Here is a 24,678-nt window from a genome sequence, read left to right on the forward strand (position 1 = left end):
ATGAAGATAATACTTCTATTTTCTTCATAAACCAAAAACAATTTAAGTTGTCGTTTCAGCAAGTCTCCGCTGATCCAAATCCGTTTTCATAACAACACAGGTTTCATGATCTATAGTGTAGAAATACAATAGAATTGCACATGACATGTATAAAATTCCGGGAATTACCGATATCATGAGTTTTATTCCTGTTATGGCTGTTTCTGTTTGCTCAATATTGGGTGTGAATTTAAATATGGCAAGCATCCAACCTGCCAAGGCGCCACCAATTCCCCAGCCTGCCTTTTGCGCGAATGTAGCAGCAGAAAAGACCAATCCGGTTGAACGTCTTCCGGTTTTCCATTCTGAATAATCGGCTGTATCGGCGAGCATTGTCCAAAGCAAAGGCACTGCCGGAGCATAAGACATTTTTGCAAGGATATTAAATGTATAAATCAAAGTCAGATTGTCAGCTCCCGGCAGATATAGGCAGATGAAGAAAAATCCGGAAAGTAATGAACTTGCCAAAAATACATTACGCTTACCGAATTTTTTTGCCAATGGTTTTGAAAATGGAATAGCAACAATCAGTGCTACTGTACCAATCACATTAAACAACTGAACATTTTCTTCCTTGCCTATATAGTATTTAAAATAGTATGCAATGGACAAATTCTGCATTGCAAACATGATGAACGAAATAATCCCAACAAAAAACAGAATCATCCAGGGTTTGTTCTTAAATAAATTTCTGAAATCTTCTTTCAGTGATTCTTTCTGCTCTTTAGGAGGCTGCACTCTCTCCCTTGTCGTTTTAAAAGTAATCATGAATAAAATAAAACTGATAATGGAAAACAGAATTAAGGTGTACTGATAACCTTTTGCATTATCGCCTCCCCCAAAATATAAGGCCAAAGAAAGAGCTGTACCTGAAACAATAAATTGCCCGACGAATGCAAAAATAAACCGATACGAATTGAGACCCGCTCTTTCGTAAGAATCCGAAGTCATTACTGCTCCCAATGATGAATAAGGAAGATTTATAGCTGTAAATACACTCATTAATAAAATATAAGTGACCCCGGCATAAATCACTTTCCCCGTTGGTCCGAGATCAGGAGTGGTAAAAGTTAAAACGGCAAGAACACTATATGGCAAAGCCATCCATAAAATGTAAGGTCGGAATTTTCCCCAGCGTGTATTTGTTCTGTCAGCAATAATTCCCATAATAGGATCACTTATCATGTCCCAAAAACGAGCAATCAGCATAATAGTTCCTGCAGCTGCCGCGGAGATTCCAAAGGTATCGGTATAAAAAATTAAAATCCAGAAGCCTACCATATCCCAAACAAAATGGGAGGCTGTATCGCCTAAGCTGTAACCTATTTTTTCTTTTAATGATAATTTTGAGTCCGTTGTATTCATTGTGATATAGTTGTGTAATTTATTGACTCAACATCAAGCCTTTTTTTTAATTAATCTAATGGTTTCTCTATTTATATTATTATCCTAAAGCCGGATGGGCTCTTACTTTTCTCCTTAGATGAGAAAAGTAAGCAAAAGAATCAAGCCTCTCGGAAGCTGTTCGGCTTTTCATGGCAACGGGGCAACCCAAATCGCGCCCGATCGGCAGTCCCTGCTCTAATTATTTCAACTAAAATTATTTTCCTCAATTCACAATACTCATTATTAATTGTCAATCTCATAGATATTGTATTTTCTGCTCCACTCAATTTCCTGATCAGGTTTTAAGTTTATATCAAAGAATAACTCCGGACTCACAACATGTTTCCATCCCCACAGATTAATCTTGTTCGTTTTAAAACTACCCGTTTCGCTGATCCCAATTTTGCTTTTTGTGTTTATTAATTCCCAATGAGCATCCACATTCTTGCTTCCTGAAAGATTGCTGAAAAAGAATTGTTCATTTGGCGTATTTTTAAACGTAATTTCGTTTTGTCCAAGCTCCACTTTCTCTTCTGGATTGACTGTTGCTCCAAATAATTCCGGTTTGATATCAAATGGGAATTTTAAGATGTAATTACTTCCCATTAATTCTTTATCGATGGCTAAAAAATTGTGGCAGTATTCATTCGTAGAAATGATTTTCCCGCCTGTATTGCGTAAGTGATATCTAACGACAAAACTGTTTTCCAATAATTCTATTTCCTTTTTCAGCACATATGAATATCCATTAACAATTTGAGAGACACATTCAATGAATAATTTATTCGTATCAATCATGATTTTAAAGTCGGCAGGTTCAGTTTCATAAGCTTTGCTGAAACTGTATTCAGCCCCCTCTTTTTTTAATGCTCCTACTCCTATTTTAGGAAACCATTCTCCTTCTTTGATTTCATCAAAGCCGACAGGCATTTCAATGCCAAATTCATTGTAAAAGCCTTTTCCGAAATTATCTTCCTCATCCTCATTCATTCTCTCAATAGTAGAAATAGGAACACCTTTATATATCAGACTTGTAATCTTCCCTGTCCAATCAAATCTCGAAAGACTATAGTTTTTTAATGGCAGATCGATGTGAATTTCCAGATTCTTATTTTTTAGGATGTGTGCCATGCTGTTATCTTTTTTAGGCTGACCAATAGTTAGCAAGGGTAAAATTATCAGTAAAAACAATGCTGTTTTTTTCATTCTTATGGATATTGAATTAAATGGTCATTCCCACAAATGCATTCTCGACTATTTAAGGAAGTTTATATTTTATCAGGTATAATTTCGCCTGTAACATTACTGATCACATCACCTTCATGCTTTACCTTGCCTCGTCGTGCGATTAATGCTTCTCTTATTTCATGAGATTTCGCTTCTGTGATATCATATTTCCATATCAATACAATTGCAAGAAATGCTGTAGTAATTGGAATCAGGATATCTGCTAATCTTAGGTTTGTAATGGTCTCTGCAGACTGAACATCAACACTTTCATCGAAGCCAATATAGTGCAAAACAACACCGCTGGTTAGCATGGCAATGGCCGTTCCCAGTTTCACCATCCACCAGTAAATAGCACCAAATGTAGCCTCTCTGCGCTCACCATTATTCAGTTCATCCAAATCGCAAACATCAGCAGTCATCGACATCATTAAAGTAAATAAACCACCTATTCCAAAAGACAGAAACGGAATTGGCATGAACATCAGCCAAGGGTATTCAGGATTAAATCCCCACCATTTTAATGCATATCCCACCACTGAAAGAAGAGTGGCGATGATAAAAGCATTCTTCTTGCCAAATTTCTCAGAAAGCTTAGTAACAATAGGGATTACAAGAAATGCTGTAGCCATAGCGCTTATGGTTCCAAACCATGCCGGCCAACCTCCTGCTGCAACCTTATCTCCTTGAAAAAGATAATAGACAATAATAAAAAAGGCAAATTGAGCGATAGTCTGAAAGCCATTAAAAATGAGAAAGGTAGACCCGCAAAGCTTCATGAATGGCTTGTTTTGAATGGTTAACTTTATCCCTTTTATGAATTCTTTTGTGTTGGCAGCCAATTCTTTTGCCGACAAATTTTTCATCTTATCCTGATCGGGAACAATCATTTCATTGTTAAACAGAGCCGGCAGAATACCAAGAACCATGCACAAAGCTCCAACCCAAATGGAAAGAATTCTTGCCCCTTCAGGTGCAGAATCGAAGAGAGAAGGATTGTATATAATTACCCAAAACCAAGGAGCTATCATCCATGCGATTTGTCCCATGAACTGAGATACGGCCATCAATCTGGTTCTTTCGTTGTAATCGGGAGTCATTTCATAGCCCAAACCAATTAATGGCGTTGCAAAAATGGTGTAACCGATATAAAAAAAGATAGATACTACCAAAAAGTAAAAGAAATTATAGACCTCAGAATTCTCCGGGTTCAATTGCCACATAATCATATACGTAATACCTGAAATAACACTCCCTATTAAAATATAAGGTTTTCTTCGCCCCCATTTCGATTTCGTATTGTCTGAAATAAATCCCATAATAGGATCTGTTAAGGCATCCAAAAGTCTGGGTAGTGCACCTAATAATCCGGCAAGAATAGGATCCATTCCCAAAGACATAACCAGCACGACCATAAACACCCCCAGAGCCGCCGGAAATAATTGATTAGCCAAATGTCCTGATCCAAATGCCAGTTTTTGTCCAAATGGAACAATGTCCTGCGTGGCTGTTTTATAATGTGTCATATATTTTGAATTAGGAATTAATATTTAGGAATTATGAATTGACTACCTGTATGCAGAAACCGTTGTAATTTGATTTAATTATCAAAGAAATTCCCCATTACTTTTTTAGGTTGGCGATCGACAGTGAATAAGCCCCAGTGCTTTTCTGCACCTAGCGGATTCGTTGTTTCTCCTTTCCAATCTTCATCGAAAGCCTCGAAAAAAAAGGTGGTAATGTTCATTTCAGCAGACCATTTCATCAAATCATGGTAATATTGCTCCTGTTTTTCTTCGCTGGCTCGTTCTCCAAATTCTGAGGCTACTGTTGCCCATCCTGTTTCTGTGATTACAATTTTGCTATCAGGAAGTGCATTTCTAACTTTTTGTACATTTTCGATGGTGTAAGACATTGCTTCGGCGATGTCTTTTCCTTCCCAAACCGGATAAACATGAATGGAAATAAAATCAACAGCTTTAGCTAGTTTTTCTCCCTTTGCAGCCCACCACTCGTAATTATCGGCAACAGTAACGGGTTGTTGAATTGCTTTCTGAACTTTCTGCACGTAAGAAATAATCGAATCGGTATCCACTTTGTGATCGTTCCACTCCACCAAAGCTTCGTTGCCCACATTTACTGCAATAACAGTTTCGGAATATTTTGCAGCCAAACGAATTCCTGTCTCAAGTTCCTGATGATTCAACAATCTGTTTGCATCCAAAACCTCCTGAGCAATTGGCTCGGTTAGCCACTCGCAAGTTTGGTGAGCACTTAATTCAGCTTTCAACCAAATGCCCAGCATTACTTTAATATCAAGCTTATTTTCTTTGATAATTCTCAATACGGCTTCCGAATTTTCACCAGAATCGTACAAGCGAATTAAATTGAAAAGAGAGTCCTTCGAAATAATTTGAAGATCTTCTAGAATTTGCTCATCTGTTGGATTTACAGCTCCTTCTCCCCTGTCGGGATGCTGACCAGTTCTAAATCCCGAATAACAAACTGCCTTCAAAACTCCATTTAATAAATCCGTAGATGTTTGCTTAATTTCTATCTTAGTTGTCTTGGTCAAATCTGATTCTTTTGGAGACACTTTCTTATCATTTTTACAGGATATCAACATGATTGAAATCAGCAAAGTGATCATCATGCCAGTATTCCTTTTTGTTTGTAGTGAGTTTTTCATAGCTATATAGATTTTAAGATGTGAGATACTAGATGTTAGAAAATAATTTCTCCATCACCTTTTTGGGCTTCCTTTCAACAGTAAATAAGCCCCAATGTTTTTCAGGTTCCATTGGTTCTTGAGACCCTTTCCATGGTTCATCAAAAGCTTCGAAAACAAAGGTTAATACCTCTTCCTTCTCGCTCCATTCAATTAAATCATTGTAATAAATCTCCTGCAAATCCTGACTTACATTGTTTGGATCAATACCTCTTCCGTTCGAATTGGTTGCCCAACCAGCTTCAGTAATTACAACAGGTTTGTGAGGATATTTATCAGCAACACTGTAATAATTTTGCTTGGTGTATTCCATTGCCTCATGAATATTTTTGTATTCCCAAACAGGATAGGTATGGATAGAGATGAAATCAATTTCCTCAACCAGACCTTTCAACTGATCGAGCCAAGGCACATAATTTTCGCAAAATGTAACGGGCTGTTTGGCTCCTGCCTTTATCATTCGAACATATTTGATCACATTATCTACCGGCACATAATGATCTGTCCAGTGAACCAATGCTTCATTCCCTGCCGATAAAGAGAAGATGATCTCAGGATATTCATTGGCCAACCGAATCAGTTTTTGAATTTGATTCAGATTTCGGTCCTTGTTTTTGGTCAATTCCTCTTCGGAATATGAACCTCCCCACGGACATCCAAAATTGTTCATCTCCGCTCCTATGTAGGCACCCAGCATGACTTTAAAGTCAAGATTTTCTTTTTTAATGACCTCCAAAACAAGATCTGTTTGCTCATCGCAATCGTATAAACGAAGATATTTCCAATGATTATGAAGAATCAAAAGATCTTCCTTTACCTGCTCATAAGTTGGATAAACACCTGATTCAGGGCTTTGTCCTTCTCTGAAACCCGAATAACAAATCGCTTTTCCTGGTTCTATATTTAGTGGTTCGTTTCGATTCATTCTGTAGTGCTTAGTGTATTTTCAATTCAAGAAATCAACTATTTCGAAAATTTCAAGTTCTCATCCTTATCCCAAATTCCCCAATAGGCTCCAACATCACCTTCATCAGAGGTTTTCCACGCTTCATCAAAAGATGAAAAATAGAAAATGTCGATATCCTCTTCCTTCGACCACATTTGTGTATTTATAAAATATTTAAGAGCATTAACTTTGGAAGGTTTTGCTCCATGAAATTTTTCACCAACATTTGGCCAGCCAGTTTCAGTAACAATTACTTTTTTACCATTTCCCGCTTTTAACGCACGATTGTACATATCTTTCATATACAGATATGAATGATCGAGGCTGCATCCTTCCCAAAACGGATAACAATTGGCCAATATCACATCGCAAGCGGTAGTTATTCCAGGACGATTACCGAATTCATAATAGGCATCAACATATCCGACAGGAATTCCCGGAAGTGCTTTTTTCACCCTATAGATGTAATCCAACAATTCATCTTCGCTTAAATCCTCCCTGTACAATACCTCATTTCCAACAGCAACAATATCGGCATGACCGGCTTTAGCGACTTCAATAAGGCCCGCAATTTCATTTTCGTTAATGCTTTTGTATTTCCCCAACCAAGCACCTACTAAGGTTTTCATTCCATTTTCTTTGGCAATTCCGGGAATCAACTCATTGCCTTCTGTGCACGAAAATGATCTTACCCATTTGGTATGTGGCTTGATGATGTCAATTCTTCTTCTAATTTGCTCCTCACTCAACTGCGTTCCAGGTTCCTGCCCTTCCTCATAAGGACTAAAACATAATCCGTGCATTCCGGAATTCAACAATTGATTGTAGAGAGATACTAATTCATCTTCTGTTTTACCGGAAAGATCCATTCCGGCAAGAGACATTAAATATTCACTTCTTACTGACATCGGTTTAAGCTTATTAGGTTAGAGTTTAAGGTAATCTGTACAATCTTGTTTTGTGATTGTACAGATTGTATCAAATATTATTTTTTATCGATTAAAAAATCGATTCTCTCCACTTCACCACTTCGATTAAAAATCAAAGCACTTGTCTCCCCATCTATTGTATTGTTTGGAATCACTTTCGATTCTCCATTTTTTAATGAAATTGAAATTTGATTTTTATCTGCTAAAGAATAGATTACAGGAACCTTGCAGTAAGTAAAGGCTAACTGACCGCTATGAACAGCAATTTGTTTCTCCTGTCCGTTCACATCGTAATAAACAAACAGCTCATCATGATTCAATATCTCCTGATCGTTAAACAAAGAGGTACTAAAAACAATCTCTCCATTTCGAACCTGGACTCCCAGCTCAGCAATTCTTGATATAAAATCTTCTTTTACCTGACCGGTCATGCCTGGTTGTTGAGCGCCGGCATGAGAAGGTGTATGAGAATAAGCATCGGTTGGAAATGCTCCGTATAATTTTGGTGATTTATACAAGCCAATTCCTGCTTTAATCTCGTAGTAATGGTCTTTAATTTTACCAATCACAGCAGGATCTGCATTTTGCTCTATCGCATTGAAATAGCTTTCCTGCGCAGCAAGCAATAGTTTCGAAACCATGTGCCAGTAAATACTTCCCAAGCCTTCAAATCCGTAGAAAGTACCCGAACGACCTGTAAAGGACTGATGATCGAACATTTCTTCGTAAATACCGAGTACCTTTTCCTTCTCTTCTTCAATAAGCACCGCGTATTTGTCTGAATTCAGCTTATTGATTGCATTTTCTAAAACACTGGCATTTCTAAAAGAGCCATTAAAATGATATCCTCCTAAATTATCTACACTCAAAATAGAGGAATCCTTATCGGCAACTAACTGGCTTAATAATTTGGACTCTTTTACCTGTTTGGCAGGGATGTTATTCTTTTCGGCAAACAGAGGTAACTGTCTGTTTGGATAAAGAAAGTAACTGTACTGATCTTCGCGGAACAATGCACTTGCTTTTAAAGCATCCAGAATATCCAGACTTTCCTCCGCATTTAAATAACCAGAGCTTAAAACAGCAACCTGTCCTTCGAGCATTTGGTATAAATAGCGAACCGAAACAGTTTTTTCAGTAAATGAAATCAGATTGTAAGCATGATACAAACCATCTTCACGTTTGTTTACTTTAATGGATTGATCCATATAAATCAAAGCCAAATTGGTGAATTCAACTAATTCGCTCACCTTTACTGTTTTTTTCAATCCTGAAAAAGAATTGGCATAAATTCCATTTCGGAAAGTCGTTCCTGCTTCACCCAATACATCGGCGAAACGGCGTCTGTCTTCATCCGAAAATCCTCTTTCCAACAGAGATGCATTCTCAGTAAACAAATTAAAAATGCTATTTAGTAAAGTTTTTACTTCTTCGGAAATTTGAACTTCATTTATTTCTAAGTCCGCAAATTTTTTAGACCAAAACTTTAAGAATCTTCTTAGGTAACACAAAGTAACCATCGAAACACCATTCCCCACTAAGGCATTATTAGCATCGTTCCATTCCGGACGTTGTGTGTTTAACCAGATACCCGCTTCAGGAATATAATTGCTCAATTTAGCCAGTAGTGTAACTAAAATCTTCTCGGTAAGATTCACCTGATACAGTTGATCACTGCCATTTGTCAGCATTCTCGCATCAGCTCCAATCAACGCTACCCTGCTTCGAATCTGATCATTCAAATCAAAATCGAACTCAATCGTATCCTGTGGATTTTTAACAATATCCTGATAAGATTTAATTCGATAGGGAACATTTGCGTAAACAAAATTCTCTTTCGAAAGCATCTCATCTAATTTCTGTGGATGGTATTCATTAGACAACTCCAGGAATTTCTGAAGATAAATAATTTGATGATCGCCCCAGTATCCAATATAAGCCCAAGGATCATGTGGATCTGGACATTCCCAATCAATTCCCTCTCGTGTAATTCGATATGGATTGTAACCATCAGGAGTAGACGCATTTACGAATTTACCAATCATTCCTTCAATAAATTCAGGATAGGACAAGCCTAGAGCTTCCCAATTTTGAAAGATATCACGCCAGTTTCCCTGATAATTCAGTTTTGCAGAACCATCCTCATTTTTTGTTTCGATAGAAAACTGGTTCCATGGACGACTTGGGTCTCCATGCCTTCTGCTAAATGTTAGCGGCAAATATTCATAACAGATTCGAATCAAATCTGAATCACCAGTCTTTTCGGCCAAATTATTTAATTCTGTATAAGTAATTGTAGCAGGCAATTCATTCATCCAAGCTTCAAACTCCTTGGCAACTAATTTATTGGTTTGCTGAACGAATAATTTAAAATCATCCAATCCAACAAGGTAATTATCAGTAAAAATACCTCCACGCATCACATTAAAAAGCGTATTTGAAAAGTGACGAGCATAAGCCAAATCATCATTTCCCTTTTGCAAACCATCGGCATCTGCCACAATTTGAATTAATTTTTTTGTGCCTAAATCGATATCGTTGGATACTAATTCGAATATGTTCTTTTCAGTACTGATAAAATGATTCAAATTGGCAACAGCGGCGCTGGTTTGATTTACTTCTGCAACGATTATCCACTCGCGCGAATCTTTTGCTGCCAATTCCAATTCTGCATTTAAAATATAGGCTCCTTTTGTCGCTCTAACATCAAATTCAGCCTCAACTGCAAAACCATCCTTAAATCGATCACATTGTTTGCTTGATAAAAGAATTTTTCTTTTGTCATTTAATCCATGCGACCATACAGTAGTTGCATTTAACGATTCGCTTGGTTCAGCTCTGTCAACCGGAATTGAACTTAGCATGTACAATCCCAAACCACTCTCTTCAAGCAATTCGCTTTTCTTATATGCGTCTAATAGATTGCTGTATTCATTCTGAAAATCGTAATCTATTCCGCAAGGAAGAATATTTTCAATACCATCAAGTATCTCAAATTTAACTGCTCCATCGCTTATATTGCTAACCTTCGATTTTTTTACCCAGCCAAATTTTTCACTGTTGCTCCATCCGTATCGGAAACTCATTCCCAAATCGAAATTTACCTCTTCAAAAATGACTTTGTTGCCATAAATACTCTTATACAAATTCCGTTCAATCTTGTATATATGTCGCAGACCATCAGAGAAAGGTTTCCAAAGAAAGGTTTTCTCATTCTTTTCAACCAGTACAATTGTTTTACTGCCTGTTTTATCTCTGTAATCGTGAATTTTATCAACGGTATAATAAGGGAACAATGCGCTATTCCTGTCTTTTCTTCCTGCCGACAAAGAACCATTGCTCGATATGAACATCCAGTGATCGGAATCACTAACTATACTCATAAAGAAGTCTGACATTTGATCAGAATTACTGATTCTGTAAAACTTTTCATTATGCAGTTCTACGAATTCCCCCTCAACTTCAGCCTTACTGCAATTCAAACTCGTGTCTCCCAAATAAATGTTATTCTTCTTCATTCCAATTTTAATTGATTCTATTTCAATTACTTTTTATAGTAAAATTTCTGCTTTTTATATTTTAAAGCTCACAATCGAATTCTTCCGATGTAAGTATTCATTATTCTTTTTACAAGGATTAATTCTAAAACGAAAGCAATTATCTTTTCTGAAAGATCCTCACATAATCAACCTGCATCGTCTGAGGAAATGCTTCAGCATCTATTCCTTCCACACTACCCCAGGCTCCGCCCACGGCAACATTTAATATGAGGTAAAAAGGTTTTATATATGGCCATTTAGATTCGCCCAAACCTTCGTTTTTATATTCAAAATAAAGTTGATCATCAACATAGGCTTTCATTACTTCAGGTGTCCATTCCCAGATGTAGGAATGAAATTTCTCAGCCACATCAGCTATATGTATTGTATCTGTTTGTTGTGTGCCTTTTTGCCATTGATAATCAGTTGAATGAGCAGATGCATGAATGACTCCCAGATTGTGTCCCACATGTTCCATGATGTCGATTTCTCCAATATTTGGCCAATCTCCATCCTTAAAAGACCAGTCTTTCGGCATCATCCATATAGCAGACCAAGTACCTCTTCCCTTAGGAAGTTTGGCATTCACCTCAATTTTTCCGTACAGCCAATTTGCTTTTGAATTTAAACGGGCAGATGTATAATCCTTACCTTCGTACTGCTCTTTTAATGCAATGATGTTAAGAACACCATTTTGAACCCACGCATTTTCTTTCTTTGCTTTTGTATAATATTGAGCTTCATTATTTCCCCAACCTTCTGAATTTCCTTCTGTATCGTAACTCCATTTTGTTGAATCGGGCAAGCCTGTATAATTAAATTCATCGCTCCAAACCAATTGATAATCGCTCTTCAGCGTACTTTCTGTATTTTTTTCTGAACTTCCTGATTTCTTCCATTTGCAGGAAGACAACAGAAATATTGTTCCCAATAATAGGATGGTATTTTTAAGTGCCATAATGTATGTTTTGTAGAATTATTCGATTACTGATATACCCGAACGTAATCAACCTCCATGCTTTGAGGGAAAATAGTGTTATCGATTCCCTGAGCACCTCCCCAGTTCCCTCCAACTGCTACATTTAAAATGAAGAATTGATCTTCATCAAATGGCCAATTGCTTGCCGTTTTAGTTGATGGTGCATAAGTATGAGTTACATTATCAGGAGTATCGATATAAAACACCATCTCTGTTTCATCCCATAACAAACCATAAATGTGGAATTCTTCTTCGGCAGTTGTCAGTGTCACGCTGCGGCCATCACCATTAGAACCAGAACCGGCAGTTGTGTGAACTGTAGCATGAACAACATCAGGTTGATAACCTACATATTCCATGATATCAATCTCACCACATGCAGGCCAGCCTGCTGTGTTGAGATTACTTCCCAGCATCCATATAGCAGGCCATATTCCTGTACCGGAAGGTAATTTGGCGCGAATTTCATATCGTCCGTATGTAAATTCTTTTTTGCCTTTAGAAATCAAACGAGTTGAAGTGTATGAACCGGCAACTTTATCATCATTCACTTTTTTTGCTGTAATAATCAATTTGCCATCTGTAACTTCGGCGTTATCACCATTGGTATAATTCTGTAATTCGTTGTTGCCCCATCCACCGGCTCCGGTTTCAAAAGTCCAATAATCTGTATTAACCGAAGTTCCATCAAACTCATCAGACCATACTAGTGTCATATTATCCACATAGTTAGGATCATCTTGAATTATGGTAATTGTTTGTTTTGTTGAAAAGGTATCATTCCCTACAGCCACAATCAATTCGATTTCATACTGTCCGGATTTGGGAAAATACGCAATTGTATTCTCCTCATTATCAATCTCTATATTACGATACACCCATTTGAAAGAATCGTAGTTGCCTATAGTTGTATTTGCCAAAACTACATTATTGGGATTGGTTGGATCGATTTCTGCACTAAAAGAAATTTCGAAATCGGTATTTGAAATGCTGATTATTTTGCTGACCTCTGCTTTATCTCCAGTAAAACCAAATAATGTAAGAGTTACATTATACTCTCCCTCAACAGGATAATATATACTAAAGCTTTTATTTTTGTCTGTAGTAGTCACAGGAGTTTCACCATTTCCAAAATCCCACTCCATAGAATAGTATTCTCCTTCAGATTCATTTTTAAATTCCACATGATTACCATCAGTATAATCAAAGGTGAAATTCGCATTCATTCCTGATTCTGAATCGTTGCTTCCGCAACTTGCGAGAAGAAGGAAACCAAAACAAACAAAAAACATTTTCAATATATCTATCCTTTTCATAACCATTATCATATTATTACTAAATTCCTCATTTACAATTCTAATTTCAGTAAAAAAGAAAGTTTTGTATTCGACCTTTTAATTGGTAAAAGACGTTGCACAATAGGTATTAAAAATCCAAATATGCAACGTCTTGTTTTCTATATTTCCTTATAGCTGATCTTGTGAAAAGAATTCCAACCTATTTGGTTAGTAAATTCGTTTTAACAATATCAACTTCATATTATTGTATAGGTTTAACGGTGGTAAAAGTTTGATACCAAGCATATGTTCCATCCTCTTCAACTCTAACTTTCAATAAGTTTTCTGTTACCTGTATGATTTCATAAGTACTTGCTCCAACGTACCAGGACATAAAACCGCCATCACTTAAACTAAAGCTGGTTCCTCTGTATCCCCCATCAATTGTTGCAACAGATGACGCTGGTCCGAACGAAACGCTTTTAACTCCAAACATAGTAGTAACAACATCTTCACCATAACATAGATCGCCATCAACTCCTATCTTACCTGCGTAGGTTCCTGGAATATAAGCAGATCCTGTAGTTTGTTCGAAAGTTAAACCTTCAGCAGTTTTGGTAAACACAAATTCAGCATCATACATACACGATTTTTCGAATGGTGCTGCACTAAACCATGCACCATATGCTTTGCCTGCATCTTCAAAATTAGGACCCAAAGCGATGTGTCCTGGTTGATCTGCTGCCCAGTACCACGTCTTAGAGCTTCCTCCAGTCAGGAATTCTGCAGCTTCATCATCTGTGAAGGTGCTTAAAACTTCAATCTGTATGGTTTTACTCGAGGAAATACCACCTGTACCAATAGCAATTACTGTAACATTGTATGTATTAACACCTGTTTTAGCAAAAACATGTGATACATTACCATCCGCAGCAATCTCACTATCCTTTCCATCTCCAAATAGATAATTAAAAGTAATCTCATCATTTGCTGATGCCGAAAAATTTACCACACCACTGCCATCACCATATAGGTTTTCATCATCCTGACCAACTATTTCATAGGAAAGATCAACATTGCCTGGTACTTTTAGTGTACCTAATTCATACTTCTCTTCATCGCAGCCAGTAAAAATCAACAGCGCTCCCAGAAGCAGAGTGGATATATATTGAATATTTTTTTTCATAAGTTATTCTCTTAAATTAATAGAAATAAAGGTTGTCTATAAAAACCATTGCACTTGAAGATTCAAAGAGCAGCTGCGTTACCCCTGTTAAGTCGGTAGAATAATCTGCTAAAGGGATATCAACACCTGCCCAACTACCTAGAGTTATGGATGGCACCACCTCAATATCTTCGTTACCTGCAATGGTGTTCACCAGTTTTAAAGCAAGACTGGTTGCATCATTTGTCCAATAATCAAAATGCACATAGGTCTTGCCGGACAAATCAGTTGGATTGTCGTAATCTGTAACAATTCCTGTGTAGTTAAGGGCTTGATATAAGAGTACATTATTTCCACCAAAATCAACATTGGTTAATGTAGTTGTTTGTCCCCAACCAGGATTCCATTCATTTACCGCAATATTTGTATAAGCATCACTAAATATGGAAATCACATCCGCAGCATTCGTTGTTGGTGTTGGCGCTGCTTCTGTTGGTGCTTTATAGAAATATAAGTTATCAATATATACTGTTGCACTTGAAGATTCGAAAAGCAACTGTGTTACCGCTGTCAGATCAGTAGAATAATCCGCTAAAGCGATATCAACACTTACCCAACTTCCAACAGTAACAGCAGAAACCTCTACAATATCTTCACTACCCACTACTGTGTTCACCAGCTTTAACGCCAGCTTATCAGCATCACCCGTCCAATAATCAAAATGAACAAATGTCATTGCTGATAAATCAGTTGGATTGTCATAGTCAGTTACAATACCAGTAAAGTCTAATGATTCGTACAATAAAACATTATTCCCGCTAAAATCAATACTGGTTAATGTTGTTGCCTGTCCCCAACCAGGATTCCATTCATTTACTGTAATATTTGTGTAAGCATCACTAAATATGGAAATTACATCAGACACATATCTTGCAGGTGGTACTGGAGGCGCTTGTGTTGGCGATGATGATTTTGCTTTATAGAAATAAATATTGTCTACAAAAACAGTTCCTGCCGCCCATGGATCGCCAACTAATTTTAATTGAATGATATCTGCAACTGTTAATCCCTGATCTGTAAATGCAGATATTGCAAGATCAATACTGGTCCATTCAAAAGCAGTTAAATCGCTCGAAACTGGTTTTTCACCATTTGTACCGCTAATAAGTGAAGTTTCTAATTTGGTAACATCAGGAGTCCAAACATCCATATGTAAAAATTCCATACCAGTAATATCTACAGATGTTCCATCAGCTAAAGCAATTCCCTGATAGCTAAGATTGATGTATTGAAGCATTTTATCACCATTCAGATCAAATTCTCCATAGCTGCTTCCCTGACCCGATTGTCCCCAATCCGGGTTGTAGTTAATTCCTTCAATATCAGCATAAGCAGAACTGTAAATCGAAATTACATCTTCTACATTTCTGGAAGGAGGTGTTGGTGCCGACGTAACCGGAGCTAAAATCTCAGTAACTGTAAATGTGAATGTAGAATCAGTAGTCGCTGCTCCTGCACTTTTTGCAATTACTCTAATTTCATAATCTCCTGCAACCTCATAAAGATGAGAGATAAGCTCATCAGGCATTGCTGGTGTTGGCTCTTCATCGGCCACATCACCAAAATAGATATCAAAAACAGTTGCATAATCAGCTGTTGCACTAACATTTACCTTCTTAGAAATGCTAAGATCATTTTCAACAACAATTTTTAAATTTTCAGGTGCTTTAAATGAAACATTGACTTCTTGAATAAATTCAGTAGAAAGACCAGTAGAACCAATAGCTAAAATGCTAAGCTGATATACACCTTCAGTATAAGTATGCGCCGCCTCTTGACCCTGAGTATATTCTGCAACTTCAGAACCATCGCCAAAATCTATTCTATAAGATGAAGCACCATCTGCATTTGGTATAATTGTTACTATACCCGTATTATCCTGAGTAATATTGAATATGGCTGACACATTAGTTGGTGCAGTCACATAATCCAATGAATACAACTTATCTTCATCCGTTTCGCAAGCAAAAACGACAGCTAAAATGAAAATAAATGCGCTTATTTTATTTAGTATTTTCATATGTTTATTATTTGTTTTTCAGTTGCCATATGGAACTTACCACGCCGGGAATAATCATCTTCCTGTATGTCAAAATACCTTGGCATGGACGTTTCATATGATTATAATTTTAAGTTTTTGTCATATAGCCTGTCCCGAACTTGTTTCGGGAGAACTTACCACGCCGGGAATAATCATCTTCCTGTATGTCAAAATACCTTGGCATGGACGTTTCATATTCTTTTAGTTTTAATAATTTGGATTTTGTTCCCAATTCCCGTTGGCAAACTGAATTTCTTCTAATGGAATAGGAAACACCTCATTTTTACCTGCAACAAATCCATCTATTTCACTGGCCGCTCTGCCTGTTCTCACCAAATCAAAGAAATGATGTCCTTCTCCTATTAATTCAACTCTGCGTTCATGATAAATCGCATCGGTTAAAGCAGCTCCTGTTAATGTAACATCGTGATTCGTATCACCAAAAGCTCTGCGTCGAACTTGTGAAAGATATTCTTGTGCTTTTGTGTCTGAAACTCCACCTCTATTATTGGCTTCAGCAGCCATCAATAAAACATCAGCATATCTGATTGCTCTGTAATTGTTAGGATTGGTCAAGTTCAAATCACCTTGTGCGTCAGCACTCCTTTTGCGCGGAATGTATTTTCTATTGAAGTATCCGGTATGTTCAAAACCAGTAGTATATTCTGCACCTGTTTCAGCAGCCCAGGCTTCGATATCCAATATGGCAACATCTTTACGGTTATCGCCTGGTTCGAACTCATCTACTGCATCTTGTGTTGGCAGATTAAAACTAAAACCAGACGTATATAAATCACCAACATAACCTCTTACTCCACTAAATCCGACCGCTACATTTCCTTCGCTGCATTGCAGACAACCAAAACCAGCACCTTCCACATCAGTATATTGAACCTCGAAAACAGACTCTACTCCATTTTCGCCTTCTGCCTCGAAGATTGTGTTGTAATCAGATACTAATGAATAATTTTCATCCTTAATCAGCTCTTCAAAAACTGCCGCAGACTCAGAAAATTTATCCTGAAACAAATATGCTTTACCAAGCAAAGCCTGAGCGGCACCTTTTGTTACACGGCCGGTTTGACTTGCAGTTGCTGGCAACACTTTAATAGCCAAAAGCAGATCTGCTTCAATTTGTGCATATACATCAGATACCGGTGAACGTGGAATTGAAGTTTCATCTCCTAATTTATATCGCTCATCGATTTTAAGCGGAATTGCTCCAAACCATTTTACCAACTCAAAGTGATAATAAGCTCTTAAAAACCGTACTTCCCCAATCATTATTTCTCTTCCATCAAAGTCGATATTATCTTTGAATTCCATAAAGTAATTGCAACGCTGCACTCCGGCGAACATCCAGTTCCATACATCTCTCAGATTACTATTTACAGGTGTATGAATCATATCGTCAACCTGTTGCCATCCAACAACATCAGTAGCACTTTCGCCACCACAAAGAGTATTGTTTGAAGCTATTTCTCCTAATATTACATTTACATACGTTGATTGTAACATATCGTAAGATGCAATAAGAGCATTGTAATAATCATCTGAAGAATTAAAATAATTCTCAGAGTCAATTGAATATTCAGGTGATAGTTCTACAAAGTCATCAGAACAAGAAAAAACTAATGCTGATAATGAGATAAAAACCGTGAATACAACTTTGCTGTATAATCTATTTTTCATTTTCATGGCTTTTTAAAAATTAAGGTTTAATCCGAATGTAAATGTTCTGGCTGCAGGATAGAAACCATAGTCAATTCCACCACCAATTGGTGCACCGGTAGATGCTGCCGGATCAAAACCTGTATAGTCAGTAAACGTATATAGGTTGGCAACAGAGCCATAGAAACGCAGTTTAGAGATTCTTAATTTTTCAGTAATACTCTTTGGGAATGTGTAGCCTAATTGAACATTCTGAATTCGTAAGAAAGAGGCATCTTCAACAAAATAGTCTGAGAAGATATTGTTTGCTGTTGCTGCAGTTGTCAGCCGTGGAACAGAATTGCTTGTCCCCGCTCCAGTCCATCTGTTAAGGCTGGTGCTTAATCTATTTACATTTGAATTGGATCTCTCGTAATTACGAACCATCTCATTTCCAATTGAAGCGTAAGAATATGCTACGAAATCAAATCCTTTATAATTCAATGAAATGTTTAAGCCCATTGTTACATCAGGAATAGGATCTCCCAAATTCGTTCTGTCATCAGAAGTTAACTTTCCATCTCCATTGATATCAACATATCTGATATCTCCAGGTGATGCTTCGGCTCCCAGTGCAGTTTGAGAAGGATGTGCATCTACTTCTGCCTGATTTTGGAAAATACCATCTGTTTTATATCCATAAAAGTAACCAATAGCTTTTCCCACTTCCATTCTTGACGGAGCTGGCTGACCGACACCAAAATTTCCACCTTCAATAAATCCAGAACCATTATTAACTTCAAGAACCTCATTATTTAATGTTGTGAAGTTGTAATTCACTTTAAAACTTAAATCTTTAGTAATGTTGCCTCTGTATCCAACTGCAAATTCGAATCCTTTGTTGCGCACAGTACCCGCATTTACAGTAGGGCCAGCTGCACCTGGAGCAGCTACCCCAAGAATACCGGAAACAGGAATATTTCCAATCAGCAAATCGTTGGTAGTCTTAATAAAATAATCGGCATTAACATCTATTTTATTGTTTAAAAGTTTGATATCAACTCCTACATCAAACTGTTCTGATTCTTCCCATTTCACAGTTGGATTTGGATTTGCACCAATAGCCGTTCCCGGAGCCAAAACACCATCAAAAACATAGGTTGCTTCACCATCTAACTGTGAAATGTATTTATAACTATCAATTTTGTCAGATCCTAACAAACCATAACTCGCTCTCAATTTAATAAAATCGATTTCTTCAATGCCGCTCATGAAATCTTCATCCGAAATAACCCAACCTGCAGTTGCAGAAGGGAAGTAAGCAACACTTTCATCAGGACCAAATTTTGTTGAGGCATCCCTGCGGATCATTGCTGACAGCAAGTATTTTCCTTCATAATCATATTGAATTCTTGAGAAATACGACAATCTTCTTTGATCAAAAGTCCATGATCCAACTGATTTGGAATCACTAACCCCATTAGCCAATCCTATGTCTGCAAAATCCCATGAATTATTTGGAACATCATAACCTGTCGCATCCAAATGATTTCCCCACTCTTTAAAAACGGTAGTACCAAGTGTTGCTGATAAATGATGCTTTTCGTTAAAAGTATTATCATAAGTAACAAATGCATCAAAAGTATAATCATTGAAGTTTTCGGCATTCTGATTTACACTACTTCGTGTTTTATCGAACACTTTTCCTCCGTAATCAACAATTTTACTAAATGTCTTAGACTCTGAATTACTAGTATTAAATCCAATTCGTGCAGTCGCTTTCAAATGTTTCGAATATTCGTAATCCAAACTAAAATTACCATTCAACTTCTTCAAATTGTAATCATTATAAGTATCGGCAATTTGTGCTAATGGATTAATAATTTCAATCCCAAGACTGGTTGGAGCCAGGAAATAATTTCCATTTGAATCGTAAACCGGCATTGTTGAAGGCATATTTAATGCATTAAATAATACAGATCCAAGACCATTCTCATTAATTGATTTTCTTTTGATATACGTGTAAATTACAGATGACTTCATCTTAAAATTATCGGAAAGATCAGCTCCTAAATTTACTCTGGCTGTATTGCGTTTATAACCCGTTTTATCCTTCCCAACTATTCCTTTTTGGTCCAAATCTGAAGCACTTAAAGAGTATACAATTTTATCAGAACCACCATTAACACTAATATTGTTATTTAATACAGGAGCTCTTTCAAACAATTCATTTTGCCAGTTTGTTCCTTTACCTAAATTTGCAACATTCAAAAAAGGCAAAGCTTCACCATTGGCAGCATAGGCCTCATTTAATAAAACACCATATTCTGTTGCATTTAAAACCGGCAATTTTCTTGATGTTTCCTGAATACCGATAGAACTATTAAAGCTTACAGTTGCCGCTGTATTTTTTCGACCTGTCTTGGTTGTAATCAAAATAATTCCATTAGCACCAACTGTTCCATAAATTGCTGCCTGTGCATCCTTAAGAACAGTAATAGTCTCAATATCATCAGGATTAAGAGTTCCTAAATCACCTTGATATCCATCAATAATTGCTACCGGGGATGCATCACCATTTGTTGAGATTCCTCTAATACGGATGTCTAATCCTGAACCAGGAGCACCGGAAGCGGAAGTAACTGTTACTCCTGCAGTTGTTCCCTGTAGTGCCTGCTCTACCTTAACCGGTTTTAAAGCTTCAATTGTTTTAGAGTCAACAATGGACACAGCTCCTGTCACATCCCGTTTCTTTTGAGTACCATAACCTACTACAACTACCTCATCAAGACCTGTTGTCTGAGTGAGTAGTATAACGTTTATTACAATTTTACTTTCGACAAGAACTTCTTTAGTCTCAAACCCTATCATAGAATAAGCAAGTATTGCATCTTCAGTTACTTCAATAGAGTATTTACCATCAAAATCAGTTGAAGTTCCAATAGTTGTTCCTTTTACCACTACTGAAGCAAATGGTATGGGCGTACCATCCTCAGCAGAGGAAACGACACCAGTCACAACATGCCTTTGCGCGAATGTTGCCATGCAAAAGAATGTGAGAAATAAAAACAAGACCGTTTTTTTCATAAATTAGTTAGTTAAGATTAGAAATTAGTTCGATGTTCTGTTTTCACAGTATACACCTACAACGATTGCAATGTAAGCCCAACATCCATCCTAATCAAAAAAAACAATACATCACAAACTCTACATGCTGGAAACACCAATACATCATTACTACATCACAGCACACTTACATATTTTTAAAACGCTAATAATCAACTTCTTAACATTAATTAACAATTAAGCATTTTTTAAATCCACCATACATCAAATTAAAAAGAGGCTAATGATTTTCATCACCAGCCTCTTTTTAGACAGAATAAATTTTATTGATTAGACGTTCAATATGAAGTCAATTAAATTTTCTTCCCTTGCTATATTAAATTTTTTCCGCAAACGATACCGGCTTATTTCTACTCCCCGAACAGAAATATTCATTAGCGGAGCAATCTCTTTTGAGGATAGGTTCATTCTTAAATAAGCACAAATTCGTAAATCTTTTGGTGTTAATTGCGGATGGAGTAATCGAAGTCTTTTCAGGAAATCTTCGTGAACCTGATCAAAATGTACTTCGAACTGCTCCCAATCCTGATCACTGTTGAACTCAGCGTCGATAGTTTTCATTAATTGCCTTACCTGAACAAGAGCTGTTGGATCCTTAATTTTTTTCAGAGCTTTTTTCAATTCTCCAACCGAATAGGAAAGCACCTCATTTTTATGGATGATATTCATAGTAGATCCGGCCAATTCACGGGTTTTAAATTCAACTTCGCTGCGTAATTTATCATTCCGGAGCTGCACAACCTCCCTTTCCGTAATAAGTGCCTCTTCCCTAAACTTTTGTTCCTTTAGTCTCAGCTCTTCCTCCTGCTTCTTTTTTAGCTGGTTTTGCAAATACTTAATTCTATATCTTATAATAATAACAGCAGCGTAAATGCAGCACAATACAAGTAAAACATATATAGCAAATGCTGTGTGAGAACGATACCAGGGAGGTAAAATGGTAAAATGAAATGTATCCTTAGCAGATTTAACTCCATATTGATTCTCTGAAACCACTTCAAATACATATTCTCCCTCCGGAAGATTAGTATACTCTTTTTGAGAATTATTTGCCCATGGTGATGGAATTTCATCAAATCCAATTAATTGACACTGATATCGAATCAATTCCGGATTGCTAAATTGAGGCGCAGAATATTTGAATCGAATGGCATTGCTTTTATAAGGCAGCTCAACCCTATTTTCATTATCCGAATCAAATTGAACTGACTTAGCATTGGAATAAGTTCCGTAATAAATAATAGAATCTGTTTTCCCACTTATGCGAACTTCTCTGATGATAGTCTGAAACGCATCATTGTATTTTTTTACAACTGTAGGATCATAATGCACAAAACCATCCTCATTCCCAAATAAAACATTTTCCTTATCAACAACCGTAACATTCTCAAAAGCCCCAATAAAAGAAGATTTTAGAGGCGCGAATGGCTTTTTCAGTATTTCATATGAATTATCTACTTGTGACTTTAACAAACCTATATTTTCAGCCTGAAAAAACCAGACATCACCATTCTTTTGCTCAAACAACTTATTAACAGGTTCTTCGCTGTCAAATATATTATTTAAAGACTGATGAACTTCAAATCGATCCGATTCAGCCACATATTTATAAAAACCATTACTGGTTGAAAAAACAATTTCATCCCGGAGTTTGTGTACATCTATACCCAGATTTGACTGAAAGCCGTCTTCCTCGCCATAAAATCTGCATTTTGCACATTCATCAAATCCTTCATTTAAGAACAGACGATATACACCTTTGTAACCATGACACATCCAAATCGAATTGTCGTCATTCCAAACCATTTCCCGGCATGATTCATTGAAACCTTTAATTCTTTTAACAAATTTCCACTTCTTATTCGTTTGTTTTGATTTCTCATAAAGTACTAAACCAGTATAGGTTCCACCAATCATTACATTCGGAATCTCTTTTTTATAAATGTAATTCCATCCCCCGGCTATGTCAGAAATCAACTTTCCTACCTTTTTATCAATACTAAATGTTCCTTTATTGTGTCCGCAGATTAGCTCCCCGTCTACTACTTGTAAATGCCATACCTGCCCCGAAGTATTCTTAACCAATTCGAAGGCCTCTTCTCCATTCCTTAGGCTCTGCGAAAAATCATATTTCCGCGCAAATAATCCAGTGTTTGTTCCCAGATACAAATACCCATCATAATATACTGATGCATAACCTGCTCCAAGATCTTTTTCTTTTGGAAAAATGGAAAGAGGAGAACTAATTTCCAGATAATCGATTCCATTATCCAATCCAACCCACAAATTTTCCTTTCGATCCAAAAACAGACTTAATACTGTATTGTTCTGTAATCCTTTTTCAGTATTAATATTTTGAATTATTTGACCATCCTTGTTAATGATATAAACACCATTCCGAACCGTTCCAAAAGCAAATTTTAAATTCCCAAGTGATATTCCTGTATATACCTGATCTGTTTTGAATTTTTGACTCAAATCATTGTTCCATGTGGTAATCTGAGTACCATCATATAAAAACAGTCCATCTAATGCAGTAGCAATGAGAAGCAAATCATTTGACAAGGGAAGCAAACTAACAATTTCTTTATCAGCAAATATTTTACCACCTTTCACTAAATCAACAGACCTGCCATCGAGAACACAAAGTCCTTTTCTTTGTTCTCTTACAAAAAACTGATCATGAACAAGAAAACCAAAATGAAATTCATTTTCATTCTGAATTTGTGAAATTGCACCGTCCCTATAATAGAATATCTTTTGAAACGAATGAAACAGAATGCCCTTTTTATAAGGAAAAATTTGCCAGACTTCATCAAATTTCCGATCATTATCAGGCAAAAGATCAACGAGAGAATGATAGCTCAGCTTCCCTTGATTATCGGGCTTTAGATAGCCAAATTCGTTATATGCACCAACAAATACCTGTCCCGAACTATCTACTGCCAACGAACGAACAACTGAATTATTCGGCATTGGAATCACACGCCAATTGTTTCCATCAAATTCCAATACCCCCTCGTTATTAGCAAAATAAAGCAGTCCATTGGGTGTTTGTGTAATGTCCCAATTCTGGGTTCCTCCTTTGTAATGACTTCGGGGAAAATTTTTTATAAAAGGAATTCCATTGTTCTTCACTTTTGAGAAAGCAAAAAAACTGCTGATGGAAATTAAAAGGAAAATAATCGAAATTCTTTTCAAGATAGGATCTGTTTGTTTCGCTGAAATTTAATATGATTCTAAGAAAGATCCAAACTAAAAGAAAATTGGTTCTTTATATTCTATATTCAATCTTCTCAATTTTAATACTTCCACTAAAACAAATCAGGCATTATGTCACTTATTTCCTTTACTAAGGAATCGAGTAGGTAGAGGGATTACTCCCTCGCCCTCTCACACCACCGTACGTACTCTCGTATACGGCGATTTCAAATTAATTTTGTAACAGTACATATTTATTCGACATATTAAACAAACCTAAATCCTCGAACCATTTAAGATTCATTGCTTGATGAACTTGTGGACATCCCGATTTACGCCACCATCCTTTGCCTGAAAGGGCTAAAATCCAACTTTGCCAATTGGG

General features: G+C 36.7%; 14 protein-coding genes. All 14 read right to left on the minus strand.

Annotated elements, in window-relative coordinates; genetic code table 11:
- Positions 1-42: 42 nt before the first annotated feature.
- The 14 genes from BZG01_RS07600 to BZG01_RS07670 all read right to left on the minus strand — a co-directional run bounded on the left by BZG01_RS07600 (position 43) and on the right by BZG01_RS07670 (position 24,293).
- Positions 43-1,404 (minus strand): MFS transporter, encoded by a 1,362-nt coding sequence (locus BZG01_RS07600; protein ID WP_101309221.1) that lies wholly within the window; start codon positions 1,402-1,404, stop codon positions 43-45.
- Positions 1,405-1,668: 264 nt separating this feature from the next.
- Complete coding sequence (locus BZG01_RS07605; RefSeq protein ID WP_218973046.1) at positions 1,669-2,631, minus strand: hypothetical protein; 963 nt, start codon at positions 2,629-2,631, stop codon at positions 1,669-1,671.
- Positions 2,632-2,693: 62 nt separating this feature from the next.
- Complete coding sequence (locus BZG01_RS07610; protein ID WP_101309222.1) at positions 2,694-4,178, minus strand: MFS transporter; 1,485 nt, start codon at positions 4,176-4,178, stop codon at positions 2,694-2,696.
- 74 nt (positions 4,179-4,252) lie between these two features.
- Positions 4,253-5,341, minus strand: a complete 1,089-nt coding sequence (locus BZG01_RS07615; protein WP_101309223.1) for a glycosyl hydrolase family 17 protein — start codon at positions 5,339-5,341, stop codon at positions 4,253-4,255.
- Between the two features lie 28 nt (positions 5,342-5,369).
- The gene (locus tag BZG01_RS07620) at positions 5,370-6,305 is read right to left on the minus strand and encodes a glycoside hydrolase family 17 protein (RefSeq protein WP_218973047.1); all 936 of its coding nucleotides are present in this window, start codon (positions 6,303-6,305) and stop codon (positions 5,370-5,372) included.
- Positions 6,306-6,343: 38 nt separating this feature from the next.
- Complete coding sequence (locus BZG01_RS07625) at positions 6,344-7,234, minus strand: glycoside hydrolase family 17 protein (protein ID WP_101309224.1); 891 nt, start codon at positions 7,232-7,234, stop codon at positions 6,344-6,346.
- A gap of 77 nt (positions 7,235-7,311) precedes the next feature.
- The gene (locus BZG01_RS07630; protein ID WP_180327252.1) at positions 7,312-10,773 is read right to left on the minus strand and encodes a hypothetical protein; all 3,462 of its coding nucleotides are present in this window, start codon (positions 10,771-10,773) and stop codon (positions 7,312-7,314) included.
- A 139-nt stretch (positions 10,774-10,912) separates the two neighbouring features.
- Positions 10,913-11,752, minus strand: coding sequence for a glycoside hydrolase family 16 protein (locus tag BZG01_RS07635; RefSeq protein WP_101309225.1), 840 nt, complete (start codon positions 11,750-11,752; stop codon positions 10,913-10,915).
- 26 nt (positions 11,753-11,778) lie between these two features.
- Positions 11,779-13,089 (minus strand): family 16 glycosylhydrolase, encoded by a 1,311-nt coding sequence (locus tag BZG01_RS07640; protein ID WP_180327253.1) that lies wholly within the window; start codon positions 13,087-13,089, stop codon positions 11,779-11,781.
- Positions 13,090-13,312: 223 nt separating this feature from the next.
- Positions 13,313-14,236 carry a PKD domain-containing protein gene (locus BZG01_RS07645; RefSeq protein WP_101309227.1) on the minus strand — a complete coding sequence of 308 codons (924 nt, stop codon included), beginning with the start codon at positions 14,234-14,236 and terminating at the stop codon, positions 13,313-13,315.
- 16 nt (positions 14,237-14,252) lie between these two features.
- Positions 14,253-16,295: a hypothetical protein gene (locus BZG01_RS07650; protein WP_101309228.1), complete on the minus strand. Its 2,043-nt coding sequence runs from the start codon at positions 16,293-16,295 to the stop codon at positions 14,253-14,255.
- 228 nt (positions 16,296-16,523) lie between these two features.
- Entirely contained in the window at positions 16,524-18,008 is a 1,485-nt protein-coding gene (locus BZG01_RS07660) for a RagB/SusD family nutrient uptake outer membrane protein (protein ID WP_101309247.1), read from the minus strand.
- A 12-nt stretch (positions 18,009-18,020) separates the two neighbouring features.
- Complete coding sequence (locus BZG01_RS07665; protein WP_218973048.1) at positions 18,021-21,011, minus strand: SusC/RagA family TonB-linked outer membrane protein; 2,991 nt, start codon at positions 21,009-21,011, stop codon at positions 18,021-18,023.
- Positions 21,012-21,362: 351 nt separating this feature from the next.
- The gene (locus BZG01_RS07670; RefSeq protein WP_101309231.1) at positions 21,363-24,293 is read right to left on the minus strand and encodes a helix-turn-helix and ligand-binding sensor domain-containing protein; all 2,931 of its coding nucleotides are present in this window, start codon (positions 24,291-24,293) and stop codon (positions 21,363-21,365) included.
- Positions 24,294-24,678: the final 385 nt, after the last annotated feature.

Source organism: Labilibaculum manganireducens (assembly GCF_002843385.1).
Lineage (GTDB): Bacteria > Bacteroidota > Bacteroidia > Bacteroidales > Marinifilaceae > Labilibaculum > Labilibaculum manganireducens.

Bases quoted from the DNA above. Each gene is read 5' to 3' on its own strand.
- BZG01_RS07665 (WP_218973048.1), bottom strand. From the start codon at position 21,011: ATGGCAACATTCGCGCAAAGGCATGTTGTGACTGGTGTCGTTTCCTCT.
- BZG01_RS07660 (WP_101309247.1), bottom strand. From the start codon at position 18,008: ATGAAAAATAGATTATACAGCAAAGTTGTATTCACGGTTTTTATCTCA.
- BZG01_RS07625 (WP_101309224.1), bottom strand. From the start codon at position 7,234: ATGTCAGTAAGAAGTGAATATTTAATGTCTCTTGCCGGAATGGATCTT.
- BZG01_RS07620 (WP_218973047.1), bottom strand. From the start codon at position 6,305: ATGAATCGAAACGAACCACTAAATATAGAACCAGGAAAAGCGATTTGT.
- BZG01_RS07640 (WP_180327253.1), bottom strand. From the start codon at position 13,089: ATGAAAAGGATAGATATATTGAAAATGTTTTTTGTTTGTTTTGGTTTC.
- BZG01_RS07635 (WP_101309225.1), bottom strand. From the start codon at position 11,752: ATGGCACTTAAAAATACCATCCTATTATTGGGAACAATATTTCTGTTG.
- BZG01_RS07630 (WP_180327252.1), bottom strand. From the start codon at position 10,773: ATGAAGAAGAATAACATTTATTTGGGAGACACGAGTTTGAATTGCAGT.
- BZG01_RS07605 (WP_218973046.1), bottom strand. From the start codon at position 2,631: ATGAAAAAAACAGCATTGTTTTTACTGATAATTTTACCCTTGCTAACT.
- BZG01_RS07650 (WP_101309228.1), bottom strand. From the start codon at position 16,295: ATGAAAATACTAAATAAAATAAGCGCATTTATTTTCATTTTAGCTGTC.
- BZG01_RS07615 (WP_101309223.1), bottom strand. From the start codon at position 5,341: ATGAAAAACTCACTACAAACAAAAAGGAATACTGGCATGATGATCACT.
- BZG01_RS07600 (WP_101309221.1), bottom strand. From the start codon at position 1,404: ATGAATACAACGGACTCAAAATTATCATTAAAAGAAAAAATAGGTTAC.
- BZG01_RS07645 (WP_101309227.1), bottom strand. From the start codon at position 14,236: ATGAAAAAAAATATTCAATATATATCCACTCTGCTTCTGGGAGCGCTG.
- BZG01_RS07610 (WP_101309222.1), bottom strand. From the start codon at position 4,178: ATGACACATTATAAAACAGCCACGCAGGACATTGTTCCATTTGGACAA.